Origin of the sequence: Blautia sp. SF-50 (genome assembly GCF_900101315.1) — a bacterium.
Taxonomy (GTDB): domain Bacteria; phylum Bacillota; class Clostridia; order Lachnospirales; family Lachnospiraceae; genus Blautia_A; species Blautia_A fusiformis.
Window position 1 is genome coordinate 69235 of sequence record NZ_FMUW01000002.1, and the last position, 22550, is coordinate 91784.

A 22550-nucleotide genomic window follows, 5' to 3' on the forward strand; every position below is an offset into this window, starting at 1 on the left:
ACGGAGGAATTTTTATGAGTAAACTTGAAATGCAGCAGTGTGTGCTGGGCCAGGTGTTTACCAACTGCTATTTTCTGAAAAATAAAGAGACCGGAGAACTGCTGATCGTAGACCCGGGAGACTATGCAGAAAAAGTTTTTCAGAAAGTATCTCTTATGCAGGGAAAACCGGTGGGGATCCTTCTGACACATGGTCATTTTGATCACATCATGGCTGTAAAGGAAGTGAAGGAAAAATATCAGATCCCGGTTTATGCATGCATGCAGGAAGAAGTGATGCTGGCAGAGCCCACGATAAATATGACTGCTGTTTATGGAAGTGCCTGTTCAATTAAGCCGGATGTTCTTCTGGATGACGGGCAGATTTTCGAAGCGGCCGGATTTTCCATCCAGATGTTCCACACACCGGGACATACCAAAGGAAGCTGCTGCTATTATATCAAAGACGAAGGTGTGCTTTTCAGCGGAGATACATTGTTTTGCGGATCTGTGGGAAGAACCGATTTTCCTGGCGGAAGTTCTGCTGAGATCGTAAGAAGCCTTCACAAGCTTGTGGATACTTTGCCGGAGGATACAGAAGTATTTCCGGGGCATGACGCATCCACAACCATTGGTTATGAAAAGAGGTATAATCCATTTGTATAAGATTGGCATTTTGTTTCAGAACAGAGATTTTGAGCATGATGTGTATGAACTGATCAAAGCGTTTTATCCCGGAAATGAGATCGTTTCTCTTTATGAAGAGGATGATGCGGATTATGATATCCGCTTCCGGGTCTCACGTGATGAAGAAGGTTATACCATCAGTTACAACAACGGAATAGAGAAAAAAACAGCTCATGGGGCTGTGATAGAAGGGCAATCCAGTGGAGAAGCTTCGGATGCCCTTATTTCTTGCAATGATGCCCATGATATCCGCAGAAAAAATAAAGACGCGATCAAATACGCCCTGTATCAGATGCTTTCCAAAGCTACAGGAAAGACACTTCCCTGGGGAAATCTTACAGGCATCCGTCCTGTGAAAATGGCTATGGGAATGCTGGAGTCCGGAATGAAAAATACGGAGATCGCCAGATATATGAGAGATCAGTATCTGGTAAGTCCGGAGAAAACAGCTCTTGCAGTTACCATCGCAAATCGTGAGCGGGATATCCTGAAAAATATTGATTATGAAAACGGCTACAGCCTTTATGTTGGCATTCCTTTCTGTCCGAGTATCTGTCTGTACTGTTCATTCAGTTCCTATCCGCTGGAGAGATGGCGTAAATATGTGGAGGCGTATCTGGATGCGCTGGTAAAGGAAATTCGGGCTGTTTCCGGGATGATGAAAAACCGGAAGCTGGATACGGTCTATATCGGTGGGGGAACACCTACCACACTGGAGCCGGATCAGCTTCGGAGACTTCTTGGCGCGATTACGGAATATTTTCCCTGTGAGGAGCTGGAAGAATTTACGGTTGAGGCAGGAAGACCGGACAGTATAACCTTGGAAAAGCTTCAGGCGATCCGGGAGTTTCCGGTTACCAGGATTTCTGTAAATCCACAGACCATGAATCAGGAAACCCTGGATATCATTGGCAGACGTCATACAGTAGAACAGACAAAGAATGCGTTTCATCTGGCAAGAAAAGCCGGATTCGACAATATCAATATGGATCTGATCGTGGGTCTTCCCGGCGAAGATATCACAAAAGTGCAGCATACACTGGACGAGGTAAAAGCTCTCGGGCCGGACAGCCTGACCGTACATTCTCTTGCTGTGAAGCGTGCGGCAAGACTGAATATTTTCCGTGATAAATACCAGGAGATGACCTTTGAAAACAATCAGGAGATCATGGATCTGACTATGAAAACGGCCTACGAGATGGGAATGGGTCCTTATTATCTGTACAGACAGAAGAATATGAAGGGGAATTTTGAGAACGTCGGGTATTCTGAGGTTGACAAAGCAGGGATTTACAATATACTGATTATGGAGGAAAAGCAGCCGATCATCGCACTGGGTGCAGGTGGTTCCTCCAAGCTTGTGTTTGATCACGGACAGCGCATTGAGCGTGTGGAGAATGTGAAGGATGTTGTCAATTATATCACACGTATCGATGAAATGATCGAGAGAAAACGCGAGGGCATTGCAAAATGGCTGTAGACGGAAAGGAGAGACGGATCCTTGAAAAGCGTACAGAAGATAAGTGAAACTACGCAGGACCGGATCCTGGAAATGGATCTTTCCGCAGAGCTGAAACATGGGGTTGTTGTCAGTAACCTTGCCTATGATGTGGCAAAGGAGCTTGGTCTTGGTGAGCAAGAATGTTATCAGCTGGCTATTGCCGGAATGCTCCATGATATAGGCAAGCTGAAACTGGAAGGATACATTAATGGCCAAGAGCAGAATCCGATGGTCATTGAAGAACTGAAATATGTTCGCATGCACTCCACATTAGGTTATGAGATCCTGAAAGACCAGGGATATTCCGATTATGTTCTGGAAAGTATTCTTTATCATCATGAGAATTTTGACGGCAGCGGTTATCCCAGCAACAGAAGCGGAAAGGATATCCCTATGGGTGCAAGGATCCTGAGAGTATGTGATGTATATGCGGCTTTGAGTATGGACAGACCATATCGGAAAGCTCTGGAAAATGATGAAGTTTTAAGACTGATGATCGATGAGATTAAAAACTTTGACATGCAGGTGTTTCTTGCATTTCAGAGGGTGATTCATAAAGGAGGAAACTATGGCATTAAAAAAGAAACCGGTTACAGGAATGAAGGACATTTTACCGAAGGAAATGGCAATCCGTAACTATGTGATGAATATGATCAGAGAGACGTACGGAACCTTTGGTTTTTCCGCAATTGAAACTCCCTGTGTAGAACATATTGAGAATCTCTGCAGCAAGCAGGGCGGTGAAAATGAAAAACTGATCTTCAAGATCATGAAGAGAGGCGAGAAACTGAAACTGGATACTGCAAAAGCAGAGAATGATCTGACAGATTCCGGACTTCGCTATGACCTGACCGTACCGCTTTCCAGATATTATTCCAATAATGCAAACGAGCTTCCGGCTCCGTTTAAGGCACTTCAGATGGGAAATGTATGGAGAGCTGACCGTCCGCAGAGAGGTCGTTTCCGTCAGTTTATGCAGTGTGATATCGATATCCTGGGTGAGCCGACCTATCTTGCTGAGATCGAGCTTGTACTTGCAACTACAACACTTCTTGGAAAACTGGATTTCCAGAACTTTACGATCCGTATCAATGACAGAAGGATCCTGAAGGCAATGGCTCAGTACAGCGGATTCCCGGCAGAGAGCTTTGATACTGTCTTTATTATTCTTGACAAGATGGATAAGATCGGCATCGAGGGAGTTGCAGAGGAGCTTGAGAAAGAGGGCTTTGCGAAAGAGAGCATTGACACTTATCTTGGACTTTTCCGTGAGATCACCAACGATGTTGAGGGTGTCCGTTATATTAAAGAAAAACTTTCTGATGTTCTGGAAGCAGGTATTGCAGAGGATCTTGAAACGATCATCAACACTGTAGAATCTGTAAAAACAGCAGACTTCAAAATGTCCTTTGACCCTACACTGGTACGTGGAATGTCCTATTACACAGGTCCGATCTTTGAGATTTCCATGGATGAGTTCGGCGGAAGCGTCGGTGGAGGCGGACGTTACGATGAGATGATCGGTAAATTTACAGGAAATAATACCTGTGCTTGTGGTTTCTCCATTGGATTTGAGAGAATCGTTATGCTGCTTCTTGAGAGAGGCTATGAGATTCCAACCAAGAATGGCAAGAAAGCATATCTGATCGAGAAGAACATGCCGGCAGACAAGCTTCTGAACATCCTGAAACAGGCAACTGAGGAAAGAAGTGCAGGTACACAGATCAATATCTCTATCATGAAAAAGAACAAAAAATTCCAGAAAGACCAGCTGGCAGCAGATGGTTATACAGAGTATGTAGAATTTTTCAACAGAGACTGAAACTGCCCGTCTGAAAACGGAGATAGCAGAGTAAATTAAAATGACTATGAAAAAAATAGTCAGAGGAGGATAAAGAGATGGCTGAAAGCATGCAGGGACTGCACAGAACTTGCCGATGTGCAGAAGTGACCACAGAGATGGTCGGAAAAGAAGTAACATTAATGGGATGGGTGGCAAAAGCCAGAAATAAAGGAGGTCTTGTATTTGTGGATCTTCGTGACCGTTCCGGGATCATGCAGCTGATTTTTGAGAATGGCAGCATTGACGAGGAAGGCTTTACAAAAGCAGGTAAACTGCGTAGTGAGTTTGTTATTGCTGTAACCGGTACCGTAGAGAAACGTGGAGGAGCAGTAAACGAGAATCTTGCAACTGGCGAGATCGAGCTTCGTGTAAAATCCCTCCGTGTTCTTGCTGAGGCAGATGTTCCTCCATTCCCGATCGAGGAGAATAGCAAGACAAAAGATGAGATCCGACTTAAATATCGTTATCTTGATTTAAGAAGACCGGATCTTCAGAGAAATATCATGATGAAGAGCAAGGTTGCCCAGCTTACAAGACAGTTCTTTACAGAAGAGGGATTTCTTGAGATTGAGACACCGATGCTTGGAAAGAGTACTCCTGAGGGAGCCAGAGACTATCTGGTACCATCACGTGTTCATCCGGGAAGCTTCTATGGCCTTCCACAGTCTCCGCAGCTGTACAAACAGCTTCTGATGTGCTCTGGATTTGATCGTTATATCCAGATAGCAAGATGCTTCCGTGATGAAGATCTTCGTGCTGACCGTCAGCCGGAGTTCACACAGATCGATATGGAGCTTTCCTTTGTTGATGTAGACGATGTTATCGATGTTAACGAGAGATATCTTGCATTCCTGTTCAAAGAAGTTCTGGATATCGATGTAAAACTCCCGATCCAGAGAATTACCTGGCAGGAAGCTATGGATCGTTTTGGTTCCGACAAGCCGGATATGCGTTTCGGTATGGAACTTCATGATGTCAGTGATATCGTAAAAGACTGCGGATTTGGTGTGTTCACAGGTGCGCTTGAGAACGGCGGAAGTGTTCGTGGTATCAATGCAGAAGGTCAGGGCGCAATGCCGAGAAAGAAGATCGATAAGCTTGTTGAGTTCGTAAAAGGTTATGGTGCAAAAGGTCTTGCATACATTGCCATTGCAGAGGACGGAACCAGAAAGTCTTCTTTCGCCAAGTTTATGACAGATGAAGAGATGGATGCTCTTGTAAAAGCTATGGACGGCAAGCCAGGAGATCTTCTTCTTTTTGCAGCAGATAAGACAAAATTGGTATACGATGTACTGGGAGCACTCCGTCTTGAGCTTGCAAAACAGATGGATCTTTTAGATAAAAATGAGTATCGTTTCGTATGGGTAACAGAGTTCCCGCTTCTTGAGTGGAGCGAGGAGGAGAACCGTTTTACAGCAATGCACCATCCGTTCACCATGCTTATGGAGGAGGATCTTCCGCTTCTTGACACAGATCCGGGAAAGGTTCGTGCAAAAGCATACGACATCGTTCTTAACGGAAATGAGATCGGCGGCGGCAGCGTGCGTATCCATCAGGATGATATTCAGGAAAGAATGTTTGAGGCACTTGGCTTCACAAAAGAAGCTGCACATGAGCAGTTCGGATTCCTTCTGGATGCCTTCAAATATGGAGTTCCGCCACACGCAGGACTTGCATATGGCCTTGATAGACTTGTTATGCTTATGGCAAAGGCAGATACGATCCGTGATGTTATTGCATTCCCGAAGGTTAAGGATGCCTCCTGTCTGATGACTCAGTCTCCTAGCCAGGTAAGTGAGGCACAGCTTCATGAGCTGGGACTTGACCTTGAGCCGCAGAAAGAAGAGGAAGAATAAAAAATCATGCAGCCGACAATCTATACATTTCTGATCGTTTGTCCACTTGTATTTCTTGCCGGATTTGTAGATGCTGTAGCAGGCGGGGGAGGACTGATTTCCCTGCCTGCTTATCTTTTGGCCGGAGTTCCTGTACATAATGCTGTTGCCACCAACAAGCTGTCATCAGCAACAGGAACATTGATCTCAACTGTCCGTCTGTGTAAAAATAAATTTGTGGACTGGATCCTGGTGCTTCCATGTATTCCAATGGCGCTTCTGGGATCTTCCATAGGAGCTCACCTTGCTCTTATAGCCAGTGATAAGCTCCTGCGTTATATGCTGATCCCGGTTCTTCCGGTGGTTGCTTTTTATGTGCTGCGCAAGAAAAATATGGATGAGAAGGGTGGCGAGATCGCCAGAAAAAAACAGATCCTGCTCTGTGCCGTATGCTCTCTTGCTGTAGGATGCTATGATGGCTTTTATGGACCAGGAACAGGAACTTTTCTCTTGCTTTTGTTTACAGGATTGGGAAAAATGAGTGTGGCAAAAGCTTCCGGTACCATGAAGGTTACCAACCTCTCTTCCAATGTAGCGGCTCTTGTTGTATTTCTGCTCAGCGGAAAGATTGTGATCATGCTTGGAATTGCAGCGTCAGTGTTCTCGATCGCAGGACATTATACCGGTGCAGGTATGGTTATGAAAAACGGAAGCCGGATCATACGGCCTATTATTCTTATAGTCCTTGCATTGCTTTTTATAAAGATCATATCCGGAATATAAAAAAGAAGAATATAAAAAACCCGTGAAGATCACGCTTTCCTGTCAGAGAAAGCAGATATTCACGGGTTTTCTAGCTTTTATTCTTTATTCGTTATCTTCGGTAGAATCTTCAGGAACCGGTGAAGCGGTAAGAGTTCCGAAGATGGCATTGCCCAGTTCGGTACCTGCATTCTCAAGCTTCCAGGATGCACCATCGTTTGTGAGATGGAAGGTAGCAGTGGCAGTTATGGTTGCCTGATTATTCCTGATACTGTCCAGAAGCAGTTTATGTGATTTGTTGTAACGCTTCTGGGAGCCGTCGATCACTGCATCAGCAGAAGCCAGATAAGTATTCAATTCTTTTTCGTACTGTGTAAGAATGGAATTACTGTCAAATGTGGTAAGCTCTGCGTCCACCTCAGCAAGATATCCGGAAACAGAGGTGCTTGATATTTTGTAGTTAAAACAGGAGTGAAACTGTTCCATAAGGGCAGAGGCAATGGCGTTTTTTGCCGAATCTGAAGTGTTCAGAATGGAATCCAGCCCCAAATAATTAGCCATCTGCTTTACATCCATTTCTTGAAGCGTTTTCAGATAGACGGTAAGCGTTTCGGCAGGCGGCACAAGATCAGGATCGGACAGATAGGTGATAAGGCCACCGACCAGATCATTTTCGAGAGAGGAACTGTGCGTAATCTCCCAGTCAGGTTCTGAAGAAGATCCAAGATTGTTTAGTTGGATGGAAGTAGTGCGTTCTGCAGAACTGTACGTGTTATTCTTGAGGAGCTTGTACAGGAGCAGATAACGCTGCTCCAGGGAATTTCCGTTATCATTTTCTTTACCGGAGGCGGTTTCCAGTATTTCTTCCTGAAGGCTTGCAGAAACAAAATCACTGGCAAGAGCCTCAGCATCCAGAGTAGTGAGCTTAAGCTGTGCAGAAGCATTTTTTTCGTCGCTATCAACGGATATACCTAGGATTTTGTAATCGAAATTCTGAAAGAAGAGAGAAAATACTTCTTTTATGTCAGCAGAAAGCTTTGTGCTGTCATCAGAATCCGGAAACAGTTCCTGATAGGATATGTACTGCATGGTTGTTTCAGAGTCCAGATTTTTAAGAAGATCCAGATCTTTTTTGATCGCCTTCTCCGCATGAGCTTTGGCCGACTGGGAGCAGCTACATAAAAAAACTGAGAGAAGAATGATCATCAAGAAAGCCAGCAGATGTTTCACTGTCTTCATATTGTTCTTTCCTTTCAAAAAAGTTATATTACAACATTTTAGCAGATAAAGTACCGAAAGTCAAAATATCGCAAAAATGGAGAAAAAGGAGACTTTTTTATGAAAAATCTGTGAAATCTGCATCGTTTTCTTCAGGGACTTTTCTTTTTAGAGTGAATCTGCTATGATGTTTGAAGCAACAGATAGTTTTAGTACGATGCTGAGAAAAGGGGACAGATATGAAAAAACGTATTTTGATCGCACTTGGAGTCCTTGTACTTGCAGCCGGTATCGGAGCCGGTGGATGGTATTATTATACACATCATGCAGGGTCCGCAGGAGGCAGCGATATTGTATATGTAACAAAGATAAGCAAGCTTTCGGAAATGGATTCCGGAGTGGAAAACCGATATGCAGGTGTTGTGGAACCGCAGGAAACGGTTCAGGTAAAGATCGAAAGCGGCCGAAAGGTAAAAGAAGTTCAGGTAAAGACCGGTCAGGAAGTCAAGAAAGGGCAGCTTCTTTTTCAGTATGATCTTGGAAGTATCCAGCAAAGTCTTCAGGAAGCACAGCTGGCCTTGGACCGCCTGAAAAACGAACAGTTAAGTATATCTGATCAGATCACCACACTGGAAGCTGAGAAAAAGAAAGCTACAGCGGATAATCAGCTTTCCTATACAATAGAGATCGAAACACAGAAAATGAATCTCAAGAAGAATGAATATGATCAGAAAAGCAAACAGGCAGAAATCGATAAGCTTTCCCAGGCAACGCAGAATACCGAGGTGCGCAGTGAGATCGATGGAGTGATCCAGAAGATCGATACCTCCAAGATGGGCGGTGATGATTCTGAGGGCGTGGAGGATACGCTGACAGAAGGCACGACGGATTCCACAGATTCCAGTTCCGGAGACAGTTCCGGCAATGCATTTATCACGATCCTGAGCACAGGCGCTTATCGTGTAAAGGGAACGGTAAATGAAATAAACCGTGATTCGATCATAGAGGGGACACCTGTGATCATCCGTTCCAGAGTGGATTCTTCAAAAACCTGGAAGGGCACCATGGGCTCTGTTGACATGGATAATTCTACCAGCAACAGCAGTTCGGATATGGCAATGTTCGGAATGTCCAGTGCCAGTGATGATCAGACATCATCCAGTACCTATCCGTTTTATGTGAATCTGGATTCATCTGAGGGTCTGATGCTGGGGCAGCATGTGTATATTGAACCGGACGAAGGACAGGATGAGAAGAAGTCCGGTATCTGGCTGAACGATTATTTTATCGTGGATGCGGATACAGACAGCCCATATGTCTGGATCGCAAACGGTCAGAACAAGCTGGAGAAGAGAGATGTCATATTAGGACAGTATGATGAAGATCTTGGGGAATATGAGATCGCAGACGGACTTTCTGAAAAAGATAAGATCGCATTTCCGACAGATGAGCTGAAAGAAGGTATGTCTGTCACAGAAGGTACTGCAGATCAGACTACAGCGGCGATGTGGGATGATTCCGAGGATGATGAAAGTATTGATGATTCTGCGTACACGGAAAGTGATGGCTCAGAGCCTGAAATGATCGAAGATGGAGCGATCGACAGTGACATGATGGATGCGACAGACGATATTTCTTCGGGAGATGACCTTGTTCCGATGGAAGGAGCGCCGACAGAATGATTTTGGATTTAAAAGGAATATATAAGGATTATCAACAGGGGAAAATGACGGTACCTGTATTGAAAGATGTAGATTTTTCCATGGAGGAGGGAGAATATGTGGCGATCATGGGACCTTCTGGTTCCGGAAAGACTACACTGATGAATATTATCGGATGCCTGGACAAACCTACCAAGGGAACTTTTCTCCTGAATGGAGAAGATATTGCCAAATGTACAGAGAATGAGATGTCAGATATCCGTCTGAAAACGATCGGATTTGTATTTCAGAGCTTTCATCTCCTTCCAAGGCAGAGTGCGCTGACAAATGTGGAACTGCCGCTGAATTATGCAAGGGTTCCCAAAAAGGAGCGCCGGGAACGTGCACGAAAAGCTCTGGAGCGTGTAGGCCTTGCCGACAGGGTGGATTTTAAGCCCAACCAGCTTTCCGGAGGACAGATGCAGAGAGTGGCTATTGCAAGAGCGATCGTAAACAATCCCAAGCTTTTGCTTGCAGATGAGCCTACCGGGGCACTGGATACGAAATCGGGAGCACAGGTTATGGAACTGTTTCAGAAGCTGAACGATGAGGGAGTTTCTGTGCTGATGATCACACATGACCCGGAGATCGCGGCACATGCCAAACGGGTTGTTATGATCCGTGACGGTGAGCTGCAGGAAAAGAGGTGATAGAATGAAAGTGGTGAAGAGAGTGATCGTTGGTGTACTGGTTGCGGCATTGGTAGCCGGAGGAATCTACACAGGGCTTATGCATGTGAAAGAATCCAAGGTAACAGAGGTGCCGGTAACCAGCGTCAGCAATCTTCAGACGGACTGGTATTCGGAGACAACACTGGATGGAACCATCACCACGAATGTTTCTCAGAATGTAAATATGGATAAAGATATGATCATCGAGAAAATATATGTATCCCAGGGTGATGATGTAAAAAAAGGCGATAATCTGATCTCCTTTGATATGACACTTGTAGAGATGGAACTGAATATTGCAAAGCTGAAACAGCAGAAGCAGGAGCAGGATCTGACCAAAGCACAGAACCGTCTGACAAGTCTTCAGAATGGAGGTCCCATCGAAGACAGTACAGACAGTACTGATGATACGGACCTGAATCTTACAGGTGGTGATACAGGAGGTGACGGAGAAATGACAAATACGGATACACCTTCTGGAAGTGACGGAGACGAGGATATGCAGTCAACTACCGGTTCCGCGGCTACTGCAGATGGCAGTTATCTTGCAGCGGCTTCCTCCAGGCCATTACTTCTCAGTGCCTTTACAGATACAGAAGGAGATCTTGAAGATTCTGCAGAGGAAGTTACCGAAGAAATGCCGTCCGGAGAAACGACGGACAGTGAAACAGAGCAGATGACCGGAGATGACACAGCGGATATGGAAGAGGATACAACTGCATCCGATGAGGATCTGATCATGGATCCGACCTACCAGGATCCTACTGCCAATGATATTACAGACGGAGAGACTACGGACTGGGGTTCCGGAGAAGATGACACCCCAACGGTATCTCCGACACCGACTCCCACACTGGGACCCAATGAGCTTCCTGATCCCAATATAACAGAACCGGAAATTCCGGGGATCACAGATGGTGAACCGGAATTTTATCAGAAGCTGGATTATACTTCTCAGCCGTTTACAGGAACCGGTACGGAAGAAGATCCCTATGTTTTTCTTGTAAGCAGTGCCAAAGGCAAAGTTACGGTGATGGGATCCTTCTTTAACAGAATGGCGGGATACAGTGAGGATGGAACCAAAGTGGTCCAGAAAGGCGGCAGCTGGTTCCAGCTGGAGTTTCATGAGAATGATACCATTGCTGATTTTCAGGACAGAACACTTTCCTGTACAGGATATTATCTGATCGATGGAAGTCTTCTTGAAAATCCGGTATATATGTATGCGGAAACAGAATTTACACTGGACGAGGCTTCCAAATATGACAAAAATGATGATGAGATACCGGATGACAGCGGTGATGGAGATGACGGTACTGATGGCACAACCATGTCAAGAGAGGATGCGATCAAGATCCAGAAAAACAAGATCGCAAGTTTGAAACTGGATATTGAGGAAAATAATCTGAAAATCACTAAGCTGGAGAACAAAATAAAAAACAAGCTGATAACAAGCAAACTGGATGGAACGGTTGCTTACATCGGAGATGAAGTCACAGGTTCTTATAATGGAGATGCTTTTCTGAAAGTAAAAAGCAAAGATGGTTTTTATGTTACCGGAACGGTCAGCGAACTGATGCTGGATCAGATGAAGGAGGGAACACTTCTTCAGTGTACCAGTTATAATTCCGGCAGCTTTGAGGCGAAGGTACTGAATGTATCCGATTACCCGGTGGATTCTTCAAATGCTTATTATGGTGGAGATTCTAATCCCAATGTATCGTATTACACCTTTAATGCAGAGATCACAGATCGTTCATTGCAGTTTACCGACCAGGATTATGTGACGGTATCTCTGAAGTCAAATAAACTTGCCGAAGGCAGTATGGTTGTGATGAAGGCATTTATCCGTACGGAAAATGGAACCAGCTATGTATACAAAGACGTGAAGGGAACACTGAAAAAGCAGCAGATCACAGTGGGAAGCATTGTGAACAGCGGATATTATGCAGTTGTAACTTCAGGTCTGAAATCCGATGATCTTCTTGCTTTCCCATATGGTGATGCCGTGAAGGAGGGAGCCAAGACAAAAGAAGTGACTTTGGATGATATGTACAATGAATAAATAACAGGAAGGAGAAATTTCATGTTTGAAAATATACGCCTGGCTTTTCAGGGAATATGGTCACATAAGATGAGATCCTTTCTGACCATGCTGGGTATTATTATTGGTATTGCATCTATTATTGCAATTGTATCTACGATCAAAGGTACCAGTGAGCAGATCAAGGAAGATCTGATCGGGTCCGGAAACAATACCGTACAGGTTATGCTCTATGACGGAGACAGTACATACGATATGGATTATGGTTCTTACGGAAGCTCGGCCAAACCGCCGGTTATTTCTGATTCCCAGAAAACGGCGATCGGAGACTTGGATCATGTGATCAGTTCTACATTTTATTACAGCAGCCAGTCTGCCAGTGTTTATTATAAAAACACAAGCTTTCAGGGCGGAACCGTGTACGGGATCGACAGCAATTATCTGAAAACGAGGGGATACCTGGTCCAGTCCGGGCGGGGATTTGTACAAAAAGATTATGACAGCTACCGAAAGGTTGCTCTTGTGGATTCCAATGCTGCACAGAATATTTTCGGAAGTGAGAGCCCGGTAGGGAAAACCATTGAGGTGGGATCAGAACCGTATATCATTGTAGGTGTGATTACTCAGAGTGAGGACAGCATGCCGAAGATCAATACGATTTCTGAGTATGAGGAATATTCGCAGACGATCATGGGAAGCGTGATGATCCCGGATACTACCTGGCCTGTTGCATTTAAATTTGATCAGCCGCAAAATGTGACAGTCCGTGCAGACAGCACAGATAATATGAGTTCTGTAGGAAAAGCAGCAGAGGATATTCTGAATACAGGGATCCAGAATGAAAAAAACAAATCGAACTTTAAATATAAAGCGGAAGACATTATGGAGAAGGTCAAGAATCTCCAGAAGCTCAGCGAAAGTACCAATCAGCAGCTGATCTGGATTGCAAGTATCTCCCTGCTTGTTGGTGGTATCGGTGTTATGAATATCATGCTTGTATCTGTCACAGAACGTACCAGCGAGATCGGACTGAAAAAAGCTATCGGAGCAAGAAAAAAAGTGATCTTGGGACAGTTTCTGACGGAAGCTTCGGTGCTGACCAGTATCGGAGGAATCATTGGTGTGGTCCTTGGGATCATCTTGTCAAAAATGGTGTCTCAGGTGTCAGGAGCACCAACAGCCATCAGCGTTCCGGCTATCATCGGCTCTGTGGTATTTTCCATGCTGATCGGTCTGATCTTCGGACTTCTCCCATCTGTAAAGGCAGCTAATCTTAATCCGATCGATGCCCTTCGCAGTGAATAAAAAGATATACATACATATAGCATCTGCAATTGCCGGAAGGATTCCGGCGGCAGATGCTTATTTTTATATCTGAAAGTATTGTTCAGGTTTTATGAAGCTCTGCGGTCTTTATTTTGTCACTTTTGCTGTATATATGACAAAAAAAGAAAGTATAAATAGAGTTTTTACAGGTTTTTTAGAGATCATAAAAAAATCGTGGCAGAATCTTTGGATAGTGTGATATAATACGTCATAAGTGGGCAAATATAAAAACAGAAGGAGATAATTTCATGAAGGTTTTGGAAGGTAAATCTGTATTTTCCGGTATTGCGATCGGTAAGATCTCAATCCTCCAGAAAGTTGACGCTAGTGTTAAACGTGTTCACGTGGAGGATCCGGAAGAAGAGGTAAAGCGTGTGGAGGCAGCCAGAGAGCAGGCTGTGGCACAGCTTCAGAAGCTTTATGACAAGGCTCTTCAGGAAGTTGGAGAGTCCGGAGCGGCAATCTTTGAGGTTCATCAGATGATGCTGGATGATGATGACTATCTGGATTCCATCCACAACATTATCCGTACAGAGTCTGTAAATGCAGAATATGCGGTTGCAACAACTGGTGATAACTTCTCATCAATGTTCGCACAGATGGACGACGATTATATGAAAGCAAGAGCAGCTGATGTAAAGGATATCTCAGACCGTCTGGTACGTGTGCTTTCCGGCCATGGAGATGGAGAGCTTGAAGCATCCGAGCCGGTGATCGTAGTTGCAGAGGATCTTGCACCAAGTGAGACTGTACAGATGGATAAGAGCAAGGTTCTTGCTTTTGTCACAAGAAAAGGTTCTTCTAACTCACATACTGCGATTCTTGCGAGAACCATGAATATTCCGGCGCTGATCAATATTGAATACGATGAGTCCATGGACGGTAAAATGGCAGTCGTAGACGGAAAGAGCGGAAATCTGATCGTTGAGCCGGATGCAGAGACCCTTAAAAAATATGAGGATATGCGTGCCGATGAACTTGCACAGCGTGCAATGCTCAAAGAACTGAAAGGTAAAGAAACTGTTACCAAGAGCGGTCGTAAGCTCCACCTTTATGCCAACATCGGAAGTACAGGTGATGTTGCGAATGTACTTGCCAATGATGCGGAAGGCATCGGACTTTTCCGAAGTGAGTTCGTATACCTGGAAAAAGAAGACTATCCTACAGAGGAAGAGCAGTTCCAGGTTTACAAGACCGTAGCTCAGAATATGGCCGGCAAAAAAGTTATCATTCGTACCCTGGATATCGGAGCGGACAAGCAGATCGATTATTTCAATATGGCGCATGAGGAAAACCCTGCAATGGGATATCGTGCGATCCGTATCTGTCTGGACCGTCCGGAAGTATTTAAGACACAGCTGAGAGCGCTTTTCCGTGCAAGCATGTTCGGAAATATTTCCATCATGTATCCGATGATCATCTCTGTAACAGAGGTGAAGCAGATCAAGGCTATTGTAGCAGAAGTAAAAGCAGAGCTTAAGGAACAGGGGATCCCGTTCCGTGATGACGTGGAGCAGGGTATCATGATCGAGACTCCGGCAGCTGTTATGATCAGTGATCTTCTTGCAAAAGAGGTTGATTTCTTCAGTATCGGAACCAATGATCTGACCCAGTATACACTGGCTATTGACCGTCAGAATGCAAAGCTTGACAACATTTATGATTCCCATCATGAGGCAGTTCTCCGTATGATCCAGATGGTTGTGGATAATGCACACAAAGAAGGTATCTGGGCCGGAATCTGTGGTGAGCTTGGTGCGGACACTACACTTACTGAGAGATTTGTAGAGATGGGACTGGATGAGTTGTCCGTATCTCCGACATTTGTTCTTCCGGTTCGAAAGATCGTAAGAGAAATGAAATAAAACACAGATCATAAATAGATAAGGATATTTTTGATAAATAGTGTGACAGCTGCTGTGCATAAATATTTGTATGGCAGCTGTTTTTTTTAGTTACTGTTTGCGGTTACTGTTCACTGGTAATATTCCGCGAGGTGTTTTTTGTGAGCGAAGGTCACAGAAAATTTCCAATTGTGATATAGAAAAAAATATGATACACTAACATCATGGCTTTCTACAGCAGTTCAAAGAATTAGTTCATCAGGGGCTGATGCATTAATTCTTTGAACTGTGAGATAACAGACCAGGAGGAGAGAAAAGAATGGGCAAAATTGCCATTGTAACAGACAGCAACAGCGGTATCACACAGGCCCAGGCCGAAGAGCTTGGCGTTTATGTGATACCGATGCCGTTTTATATTAATGAAAAAATGTATCTTGAAGGTGTAACTCTCACACAGGAAGAGTTTTATGAGAAGCTTAAGAAGGATGAACCGATCTCCACATCTCAGCCAAGTCCGGCTGATCTCTGTGATCTGTGGGACAAGCTTCTGAGAGATTATGAGGAAATCGTTCATATTCCGATGTCAAGCGGACTGAGTGCATCCTGTTCTACTGCAATGGGACTTGCTATTGATTATAATGGTCGTGTTCAGGTAGTGGACAATCAGCGGATTTCCGTAACACAGAGACAGTCTGTAATGGATGCTAAGATGCTTGCCGAGGCAGGAAAAAGTGCTGCAGAGATCAAGAAGATCCTTACAGATCAGAAACTCGATTCCAGTATTTATATCACACTTGACACCCTGAAATATCTGAAAAAAGGTGGCAGGATCACACCGGCAGCAGCAGCCATCGGAACGGTTCTGAACCTGAAGCCTGTACTTCAGATCCAGGGAGAGAAGCTGGATGCCTACGCCAAGGTCCGTGGCAAGAAGCAGGCCAAACGTGCCATGCTGAAGGCAATGAAGAATGATTGGGAAACACGTTTTAAGGAATACGCATCTGACGGTGAGATGTGTCTTCAGGCTGCTTATACAGGAAATCTGGAAGAAGCAGAAGAATTTAAAAAAGAGATCCAGGAGGTATTTCCGGGAATGGAGATACATATGGATCCCCTTTCCTTAAGTGTTGCCTGCCATATCGGTTATGGTGCCCTTGCAGTCGCATGTTCAAGAAAAGTGACGTTATAAGCATAAAATACAGAAACAAAGATATGAGGAGTTTGAAACATGAAGAAGATTATGGAACAGATGGCGGAAGAACTTTCCGCAGCATTTGAAAAAGCAGGTTATGATCCGTCCTACGGAAAAGTTACTGTTTCCAACAGACCGGACTTATGTGAGTATCAGTGTAACGGTGCTATGGCAGGAGTCAAAGCATATCACAAGGCACCGTTTATGATCGCTGATGATGTGGTAGCACAGCTGTCAGACAGCCGGATCTTTTCCAGAGCAGAAGTTGTAAAGCCTGGATTTATCAACCTGGATGTGAAAACGGAATTTGTTGCAGAATACATGAATAAGATGGCAGAGGATGAGAAGCTTTCTGTTGAGACTGCCAAGAATCCGAAGACGATCATTATCGACTATGGCGGACCAAACGTTGCCAAGCCGCTTCACGTAGGACATCTCCGTTCTGCGATCATCGGTGAGAGCATCAAGCGTATCGGACGTTTTGTAGGACATAAGGTGATCGGTGATGTACATCTTGGAGACTGGGGCCTTCAGATGGGACTGATCATCACCGAGCTGAAACACCGGAAACCGGAGCTGGTATATTTTGATGACAGCTTTACCGGTGAATATCCGGCAGAGGCACCGTTTACTATCAGCGAGCTGGAAGAGATCTATCCATGTGCCAGTGGGAAGTCCAAAGAGGATGAGGCTTACCGTAATGAGGCACTGGAGGCAACCCACCTTCTTCAGCAGGGTAAACCCGGATACATGGCGCTCTGGAACCACATCATGAATGTATCTGTAACTGATCTGAAGAGAAACTACGCGAACCTGAACGTAGACTTTGACCTCTGGAAAAAAGAATCCGATGCACAGCCGTACATCCCGGATATGGTAGAGGATATGAAGAAGCGAGGATTTGCCTATGAGGACCAGGGTGCTCTTGTTGTAGATGTAAAAGAAGAGAGTGATACCAAGGAGATCCCTCCATGTATGCTTCTGAAATCAGACGGAGCTTCTCTCTATACGACCACAGACCTTGCTACTATCGTAGAGCGTATGAAACTCTTTCAGCCGGATGAGATCCTTTATGTTGTTGACAAGCGTCAGGAGCTGCATTTTATCCAGGTATTCCGCTGCGCAAGAAAAACCGGTCTTGTAAATCCGGAAACCAAGCTTTCCTTCCTTGGTTTCGGTACCATGAATGGAAAAGACGGTAAACCGTTTAAGACAAGAGAAGGCGGTGTTATGCGTCTGGAGAACCTGATCGCAGATATTGATGAGGAAATGTATCGTAAGATCGTGGAGAATCGCAGTGTAAAAGATAAAGATGCAAAGGATACTGCCAAGATCGTAGGACTTTCCGCAATCAAATACGGAGATCTTTCCAACCAGGCGACCAAGGATTACATCTTTGATGTTGACCGCTTTACATCCTTTGAGGGAAATACAGGTCCGTATATCCTTTATACTATCGTTCGTATTAAGTCAATCCTGAACCGTTATGTACAGGAGGGAGGAGATTTAAGTACAGGTAAGATCCTTCCGGCAGTCAATGCCAGTGAGAAGAACCTGATGCTTCAGCTTTCCGGCTTTGCGGCAATGGTTGAGAACGCTTTTGAAGAAAAAGCACCACATAAGATCTGTGCATATATCTATGAGGTATCCAATGCATTTAACAGCTTTTACCATGAGACCAAGATCTTAAGCGAAGAGGATCAGGCACAGAAGGAATCTTTCCTTCAGCTGCTCCAGCTTACAAGAAGAGTGCTTGAGACAAGCATCGATCTTCTTGGATTCTCTGCACCGGATCGTATGTAAGGTATAGCTTTGCAGATACAAACACTATGAATAATGACAGACCGCCGGATAAAGAGACATTTTTGTCTGCTATATTCGGCGGACTTTTTTATATAGAAAGTTCTTTGCAAAAAGAACAGGACGTGCTATAATAGGACTTATCCTAAACGAAGGCAGATCACGAATTTCTGCCTGACTATAAGTTATCTGATTTTTTTCAAACCGGAATTCACCGGATTATCCCAAATCAATAAGAAACGTAATTATAAATATTGTCTGACAGAAATGAGAGGAAGGTGATCTGTCTGATCGGAAATGTTCTGAAAGAACGTTATTGTATTGTAGAACAAATTGGACATGGCGGAGGTGGAAGCCTTTATCTGGCAAAAGATATGGAGCTTGGTATCTGCCGTGCAGTGAAAGAGATACCGATCGCAAAGAAAAAAGAAGCCAGACTCATGCAGCATCTGGAATATCCTGCAATACCGAAGATTATCGATTATGTGGAAACAGGGGAGTACTGTTATCTGATCATGGAATATATCAAGGGTCAGTCGCTGGGAGAACTTCTCCGTTCAGGAAAACGGTTTTCTTTACGGGAAATCCTTGCTCTGGGAAAGGAGATTGCCAGAGTATTGGAATATCTTCACAGTCGGAAGCCACCGGTCTGTTACGGGGACCTGAAACCGGATAATCTTATGTTTTCTGAAACCGGGCATCTGTATCTGATAGATCTTGGAAGTGCCATGTTCGATCATGGAAAAAGAAAACAGATCTGTGAAGGAACGAAAGGCTATGCGTCGCCGGAGCAGTATCAGGGCTACTTAAGACCGGGAAGTGATATTTATGCTCTGGGGAAGACCCTGGAAAAGCTTTGCGGAAAAAAGAAATGGCAGTGGATTTTATATCCGGATTTTTTCTGGCTTCTGTTCCGATGTACCAGAAAACAGGAAAAATACAGATATTCGGATATGTCAGTGGTTCAGAAGAAAATCCAAAAGCTGGAAAACAGATATCGGATGATCACCTGGAGAAAACGATTTCTGGAAGCGGCAGCTGCAGGGATTCTGATAGGAACACTGATCTTGATAGCAGGATTGCTGAAAACGGAAGAATTTTCTGTGGCGATCTCAGAAGTAACAGATTTGTATTACGAAGCCAGACAGTATCCGGAAGACTCAAAAGATCGGGAAAAGTGCTGTATGGCAGCGGAAAAGAGACTCCAGAGGTTAAGTAGAAATTATGGGGAAAAAGAACAGCAGCGTCGTATTGAGCTATTGCTGGCATGGAATGCGGAGCTTTTGTGTGAACCGGAAAAAGCGGCTTTATATTATGAAAATCTTCTTCTGTATGATGCAGAATATCCTGTGGCCTACGGGGAATATGGGATGTTTCTTATTCGGACCGGTCAGAAAGAGGCCAGCAGAAAGCTGTGGGAAGATTATAAAGAGAAAGAAAAAGCGGAATTACTGGATGACAGTGAAAGCAGAAATCTGCAGCTTTGGGAGGAGATCAATGAGAAAAAGAAGAGAAAGTGATCAGAAAAAACCAAAAGAAATGAAAATTCCTAGTAGGAAAACCTGTTTTATTGTTTTGTTTCTGCTGGTCTTATGCAGCTGGATGATCCCTTCCATTGCTGTCTATGGATTTGATGTGTCAGGAATGGATAGTTTTGATACCGGCGGATTTGATATGAATGTGGGAGAAGGAACCGGACAGCTGCCGGAAGACTGGGAAGAAAGCTATGCAGGAGAAGGAAGTGATGATAGTAATTGGAACAGAGAAGAAGGAAATACGGAGGAGTATTCCGCTGCCTGGGCAGAATCGGAGAATGATCAGGAGGAGTCTGCACAATGGAATTTAGATTTTCAGACAGATGAGGTACGTTCTCAGGAAGAAAGCTTTATGGAAAATGGAAATACTGCGGCAGAAGATCCGGGGGTCGGGGGAGAAGGCTATGAAGTTCAGAAACCGGATATCAGACAAGATGAAAATCCGGGGATAACTATTCCGGAAGAAGTAGAGATAGCTGATATACCTGCGGAAAAACTGAAGGAAACGCCGATACCAACAAAACTGCCAATACTGACTGAACAACCGATCCCCATACAGACAGTGGTAGCAAGTCCATCTGTAACGTTGACTCAAAAACCAGTTCGAAAGTCAGCAGTAGATGCATCAAAGAGGGAGAAGAAGCAAAATCCGGCATTATCTTACTATCGGATAGAACCAACAGGAACGTCGGATAGGAAAAAAGAAAAAGAGCAAAAACCGGTGATCCGAATGAAAACAGACGGTAACAGGATCCGGATAGAGATCAGTCCGGATATTCCGTTCCAGATCCTTTCATTTCGGATCAATGGAAAAGAATGTGATTTTTACTGGCAGGGAAAAAAGCTTCTGGCGGAATTACCGAAAAAAAGCAGAAATCCCTGGAAAGCAGAACTCATGGGTTTTGTGAAATCCGGGAAGCTGTACTATGAAACCATGGACTTACCAGAAAAACAGTGATACAATAGGCATACTTACTGATTATTTTATACAACAGGAGGAATTTATGTATAAGGCAATCTTTTTTGATCTGGATGGAACACTGACAGAATCCGGAGAGGGGATTACGAAATCTGTACAGTATGCACTGGAGAAGCTTGGAGTTTCGGCACCGGAGCTGGAGCCATTGAAGGTTTTTGTGGGTCCGCCACTTCTGGAACAGTTTATGAAATATGCGGGATTTGATAAAGAGACAGCACAGAAGGGAATTGAATATTACAGAGAACGGTATTCAGAAAAAGGAATGTATGAGAACACCGTTTATCCCGGCGTAGAAAACACTCTGGCAGAACTGAAACGTCGTGGCTACAGACTGGCTGTGGCGTCTGCGAAACCGACCTTTTACGTAACACAGATCATGGACCATTTTAATCTGAGTCGATATTTTGAGGTGATCGCCGGGACGGACCTCAATGGACCGAAAGTAACCAAATCTCAGGTGATCGAGGAAGCTCTGGAAAGAATGAGCCTTTCTGACCACCGTGACCAGGTGATCATGGTGGGTGACAGAGAACATGACATTCTCGGAGCCAGACGATGCGGGATCCAGTGTGTGGCTGTATCTTACGGATATGGAAGCAGAGAAGAACTGGAAAAGGCACAGCCTCTTCAGATCGTAGCTTCCGCAGATGAACTTCTGAATTTTTTCGTCTGACCCCTCTGCACAGACAGAATATTTTTCAAATAGTGTGGAGGGAGCTTTATCCGGCAGGAATCCATTATCTTATCGGACAGATCCTCGGAAGCGCCGTGCTTCTCTGGCTGGCAGGGCATGTCGGCAACGCACAGGAAAGGTACTATAGTTATACGCTGGTGATCACCGGACTTACCGGAGTGCTGGTTATGTTTCCGGCAGTATATTTTTATCGGAAGGATCGTATAGGAAGGCTGATCGGCGGTTTGACTTCCGTTGAGGAACAAAGGCTATCTATTCCTGAAATGCTGCTTCTTCTTGCTGCTGGAGCCGGATTTGCCCAGTATGCCAATGTGCTGGTGGCGATCCTGCAGAACTGGATCTCATCCAGCTATGGAGAGACGATGACGAAGATTACTTCAGGAAAGAGTTTATTTATGATGATCTTCTGGATGGGGATCATAGCGCCTGTTGCAGAAGAAATGATCTTTCGCTGGCTGATCTATCTGCGACTTCGGGATCACTTTTCTGTACTGTTTTCCGCTGTGATCTCTGCGGCGTTTTTCGGAATTTATCACGGAAATGTCCTGCAGGCTGTGTATGCGTTTGTTCTGGGAGGGATTTTTGCGTGGTTTCTGGAGATGGGCGGTAATAAGTGGACCAGTGTGCTGATGCACATCGGAGCCAATACCTGGATACTTATTTTCAGTGAATATGCCCAGACTCTGGTGGAAAAAGCCGGAGCAGGAAGCCTTCTGATGATCTATGGTGTTTTTGCGGCAACGATGATTGGAGGATATCAGTATTTTGCACGCCGGGGAGAAAAACGTGGCTACCGGGCTGTTTGATCCAATGTGGATCACGAATATCTGCCTGCTACTGGATCAGGCAGAGTGATAGATGAATATTTGCTTTACAGAGAATCTGTAGTGGAATCATAGTATAAGGATGCCATTACAGATTTTTTTTATAAAAATATGCCG

Annotated in this window: 18 protein-coding genes; 17 read left to right on the plus strand and 1 reads right to left on the minus strand. The window is 44.5% G+C overall.

The window, feature by feature from the left end; genetic code table 11:
* Nucleotides 1–14 precede the first annotated feature (14 nt).
* The 6 genes from BLP57_RS01615 (at nt 15) to BLP57_RS01640 (ending at nt 6627) form a co-directional block, all read left to right on the plus strand.
* Nucleotides 15–644, plus strand: coding sequence for an MBL fold metallo-hydrolase (locus BLP57_RS01615; protein WP_021650380.1), 630 nt, complete (start codon nt 15–17; stop codon nt 642–644).
* The gene (gene hemZ / locus BLP57_RS01620) at nt 616–2145 is read left to right on the plus strand and encodes a coproporphyrinogen dehydrogenase HemZ (RefSeq protein ID WP_092068856.1); all 1530 of its coding nucleotides are present in this window, start codon (nt 616–618) and stop codon (nt 2143–2145) included. The genes BLP57_RS01615 and hemZ overlap by 29 nt, the downstream gene beginning before the upstream one ends.
* 21 nt (nt 2146–2166) lie before the next feature.
* A complete protein-coding gene (locus tag BLP57_RS01625) occupies nt 2167–2802 on the plus strand; it encodes an HD-GYP domain-containing protein (RefSeq protein ID WP_255363746.1) in 636 nt (211 codons plus the stop codon).
* Nucleotides 2735–3988, plus strand: a complete 1254-nt coding sequence (hisS, locus tag BLP57_RS01630) for a histidine--tRNA ligase (RefSeq protein ID WP_092068860.1) — start codon at nt 2735–2737, stop codon at nt 3986–3988. Before BLP57_RS01625 ends, hisS begins: the two co-directional genes overlap by 68 nt.
* Nucleotides 3989–4065: 77 nt before the next feature.
* Nucleotides 4066–5865 (plus strand): aspartate--tRNA ligase, encoded by a 1800-nt coding sequence (gene aspS, locus BLP57_RS01635; protein WP_015524642.1) that lies wholly within the window; start codon nt 4066–4068, stop codon nt 5863–5865.
* Between the two features lie 6 nt (nt 5866–5871).
* Nucleotides 5872–6627, plus strand: a complete 756-nt coding sequence (locus BLP57_RS01640; protein ID WP_021650384.1) for a sulfite exporter TauE/SafE family protein — start codon at nt 5872–5874, stop codon at nt 6625–6627.
* Nucleotides 6628–6711: 84 nt separating this feature from the next.
* Here BLP57_RS01640 and BLP57_RS01645 read toward each other — a convergent pair whose 3' ends face one another.
* The gene (locus BLP57_RS01645) at nt 6712–7845 is read right to left on the minus strand and encodes a hypothetical protein (protein WP_092068863.1); all 1134 of its coding nucleotides are present in this window, start codon (nt 7843–7845) and stop codon (nt 6712–6714) included.
* Nucleotides 7846–8063: 218 nt separating this feature from the next.
* Between BLP57_RS01645 and BLP57_RS01650 the strand changes: the two genes are divergently transcribed.
* From BLP57_RS01650 to BLP57_RS01700, 11 genes are all read left to right on the plus strand, one after another.
* A complete protein-coding gene (locus tag BLP57_RS01650) occupies nt 8064–9506 on the plus strand; it encodes an efflux RND transporter periplasmic adaptor subunit (protein WP_092068866.1) in 1443 nt (480 codons plus the stop codon).
* Complete coding sequence (locus BLP57_RS01655; RefSeq protein WP_015524653.1) at nt 9503–10174, plus strand: ABC transporter ATP-binding protein; 672 nt, start codon at nt 9503–9505, stop codon at nt 10172–10174. The genes BLP57_RS01650 and BLP57_RS01655 overlap by 4 nt, the downstream gene beginning before the upstream one ends.
* A 4-nt stretch (nt 10175–10178) precedes the next feature.
* Nucleotides 10179–12260, plus strand: a complete 2082-nt coding sequence (locus BLP57_RS01660; RefSeq protein WP_092068869.1) for a hypothetical protein — start codon at nt 10179–10181, stop codon at nt 12258–12260.
* 21 nt (nt 12261–12281) lie between these two features.
* Nucleotides 12282–13544 carry an ABC transporter permease gene (locus BLP57_RS01665; RefSeq protein ID WP_092068872.1) on the plus strand — a complete coding sequence of 421 codons (1263 nt, stop codon included), beginning with the start codon at nt 12282–12284 and terminating at the stop codon, nt 13542–13544.
* A 269-nt stretch (nt 13545–13813) separates the two neighbouring features.
* The gene (gene ptsP, locus BLP57_RS01670; protein WP_015524657.1) at nt 13814–15430 is read left to right on the plus strand and encodes a phosphoenolpyruvate--protein phosphotransferase; all 1617 of its coding nucleotides are present in this window, start codon (nt 13814–13816) and stop codon (nt 15428–15430) included.
* A gap of 298 nt (nt 15431–15728) precedes the next feature.
* A complete protein-coding gene (locus tag BLP57_RS01675; protein ID WP_015524658.1) occupies nt 15729–16598 on the plus strand; it encodes a DegV family protein in 870 nt (289 codons plus the stop codon).
* Nucleotides 16599–16637: 39 nt separating this feature from the next.
* Entirely contained in the window at nt 16638–18404 is a 1767-nt protein-coding gene (argS, locus tag BLP57_RS01680) for an arginine--tRNA ligase (RefSeq protein WP_092068876.1), read from the plus strand.
* A gap of 251 nt (nt 18405–18655) precedes the next feature.
* The gene (locus tag BLP57_RS01685) at nt 18656–19921 is read left to right on the plus strand and encodes a serine/threonine protein kinase (RefSeq protein WP_207646686.1); all 1266 of its coding nucleotides are present in this window, start codon (nt 18656–18658) and stop codon (nt 19919–19921) included.
* Complete coding sequence (locus BLP57_RS01690) at nt 19899–20894, plus strand: hypothetical protein (protein WP_092068882.1); 996 nt, start codon at nt 19899–19901, stop codon at nt 20892–20894. The genes BLP57_RS01685 and BLP57_RS01690 overlap by 23 nt, the downstream gene beginning before the upstream one ends.
* A 46-nt stretch (nt 20895–20940) precedes the next feature.
* Entirely contained in the window at nt 20941–21588 is a 648-nt protein-coding gene (locus tag BLP57_RS01695) for an HAD family hydrolase (RefSeq protein WP_059085566.1), read from the plus strand.
* Between the two features lie 32 nt (nt 21589–21620).
* Nucleotides 21621–22415, plus strand: coding sequence for a CPBP family intramembrane glutamic endopeptidase (locus tag BLP57_RS01700; RefSeq protein WP_242872534.1), 795 nt, complete (start codon nt 21621–21623; stop codon nt 22413–22415).
* The last annotated feature ends 135 nt before the right edge of the window (nt 22416–22550 follow it).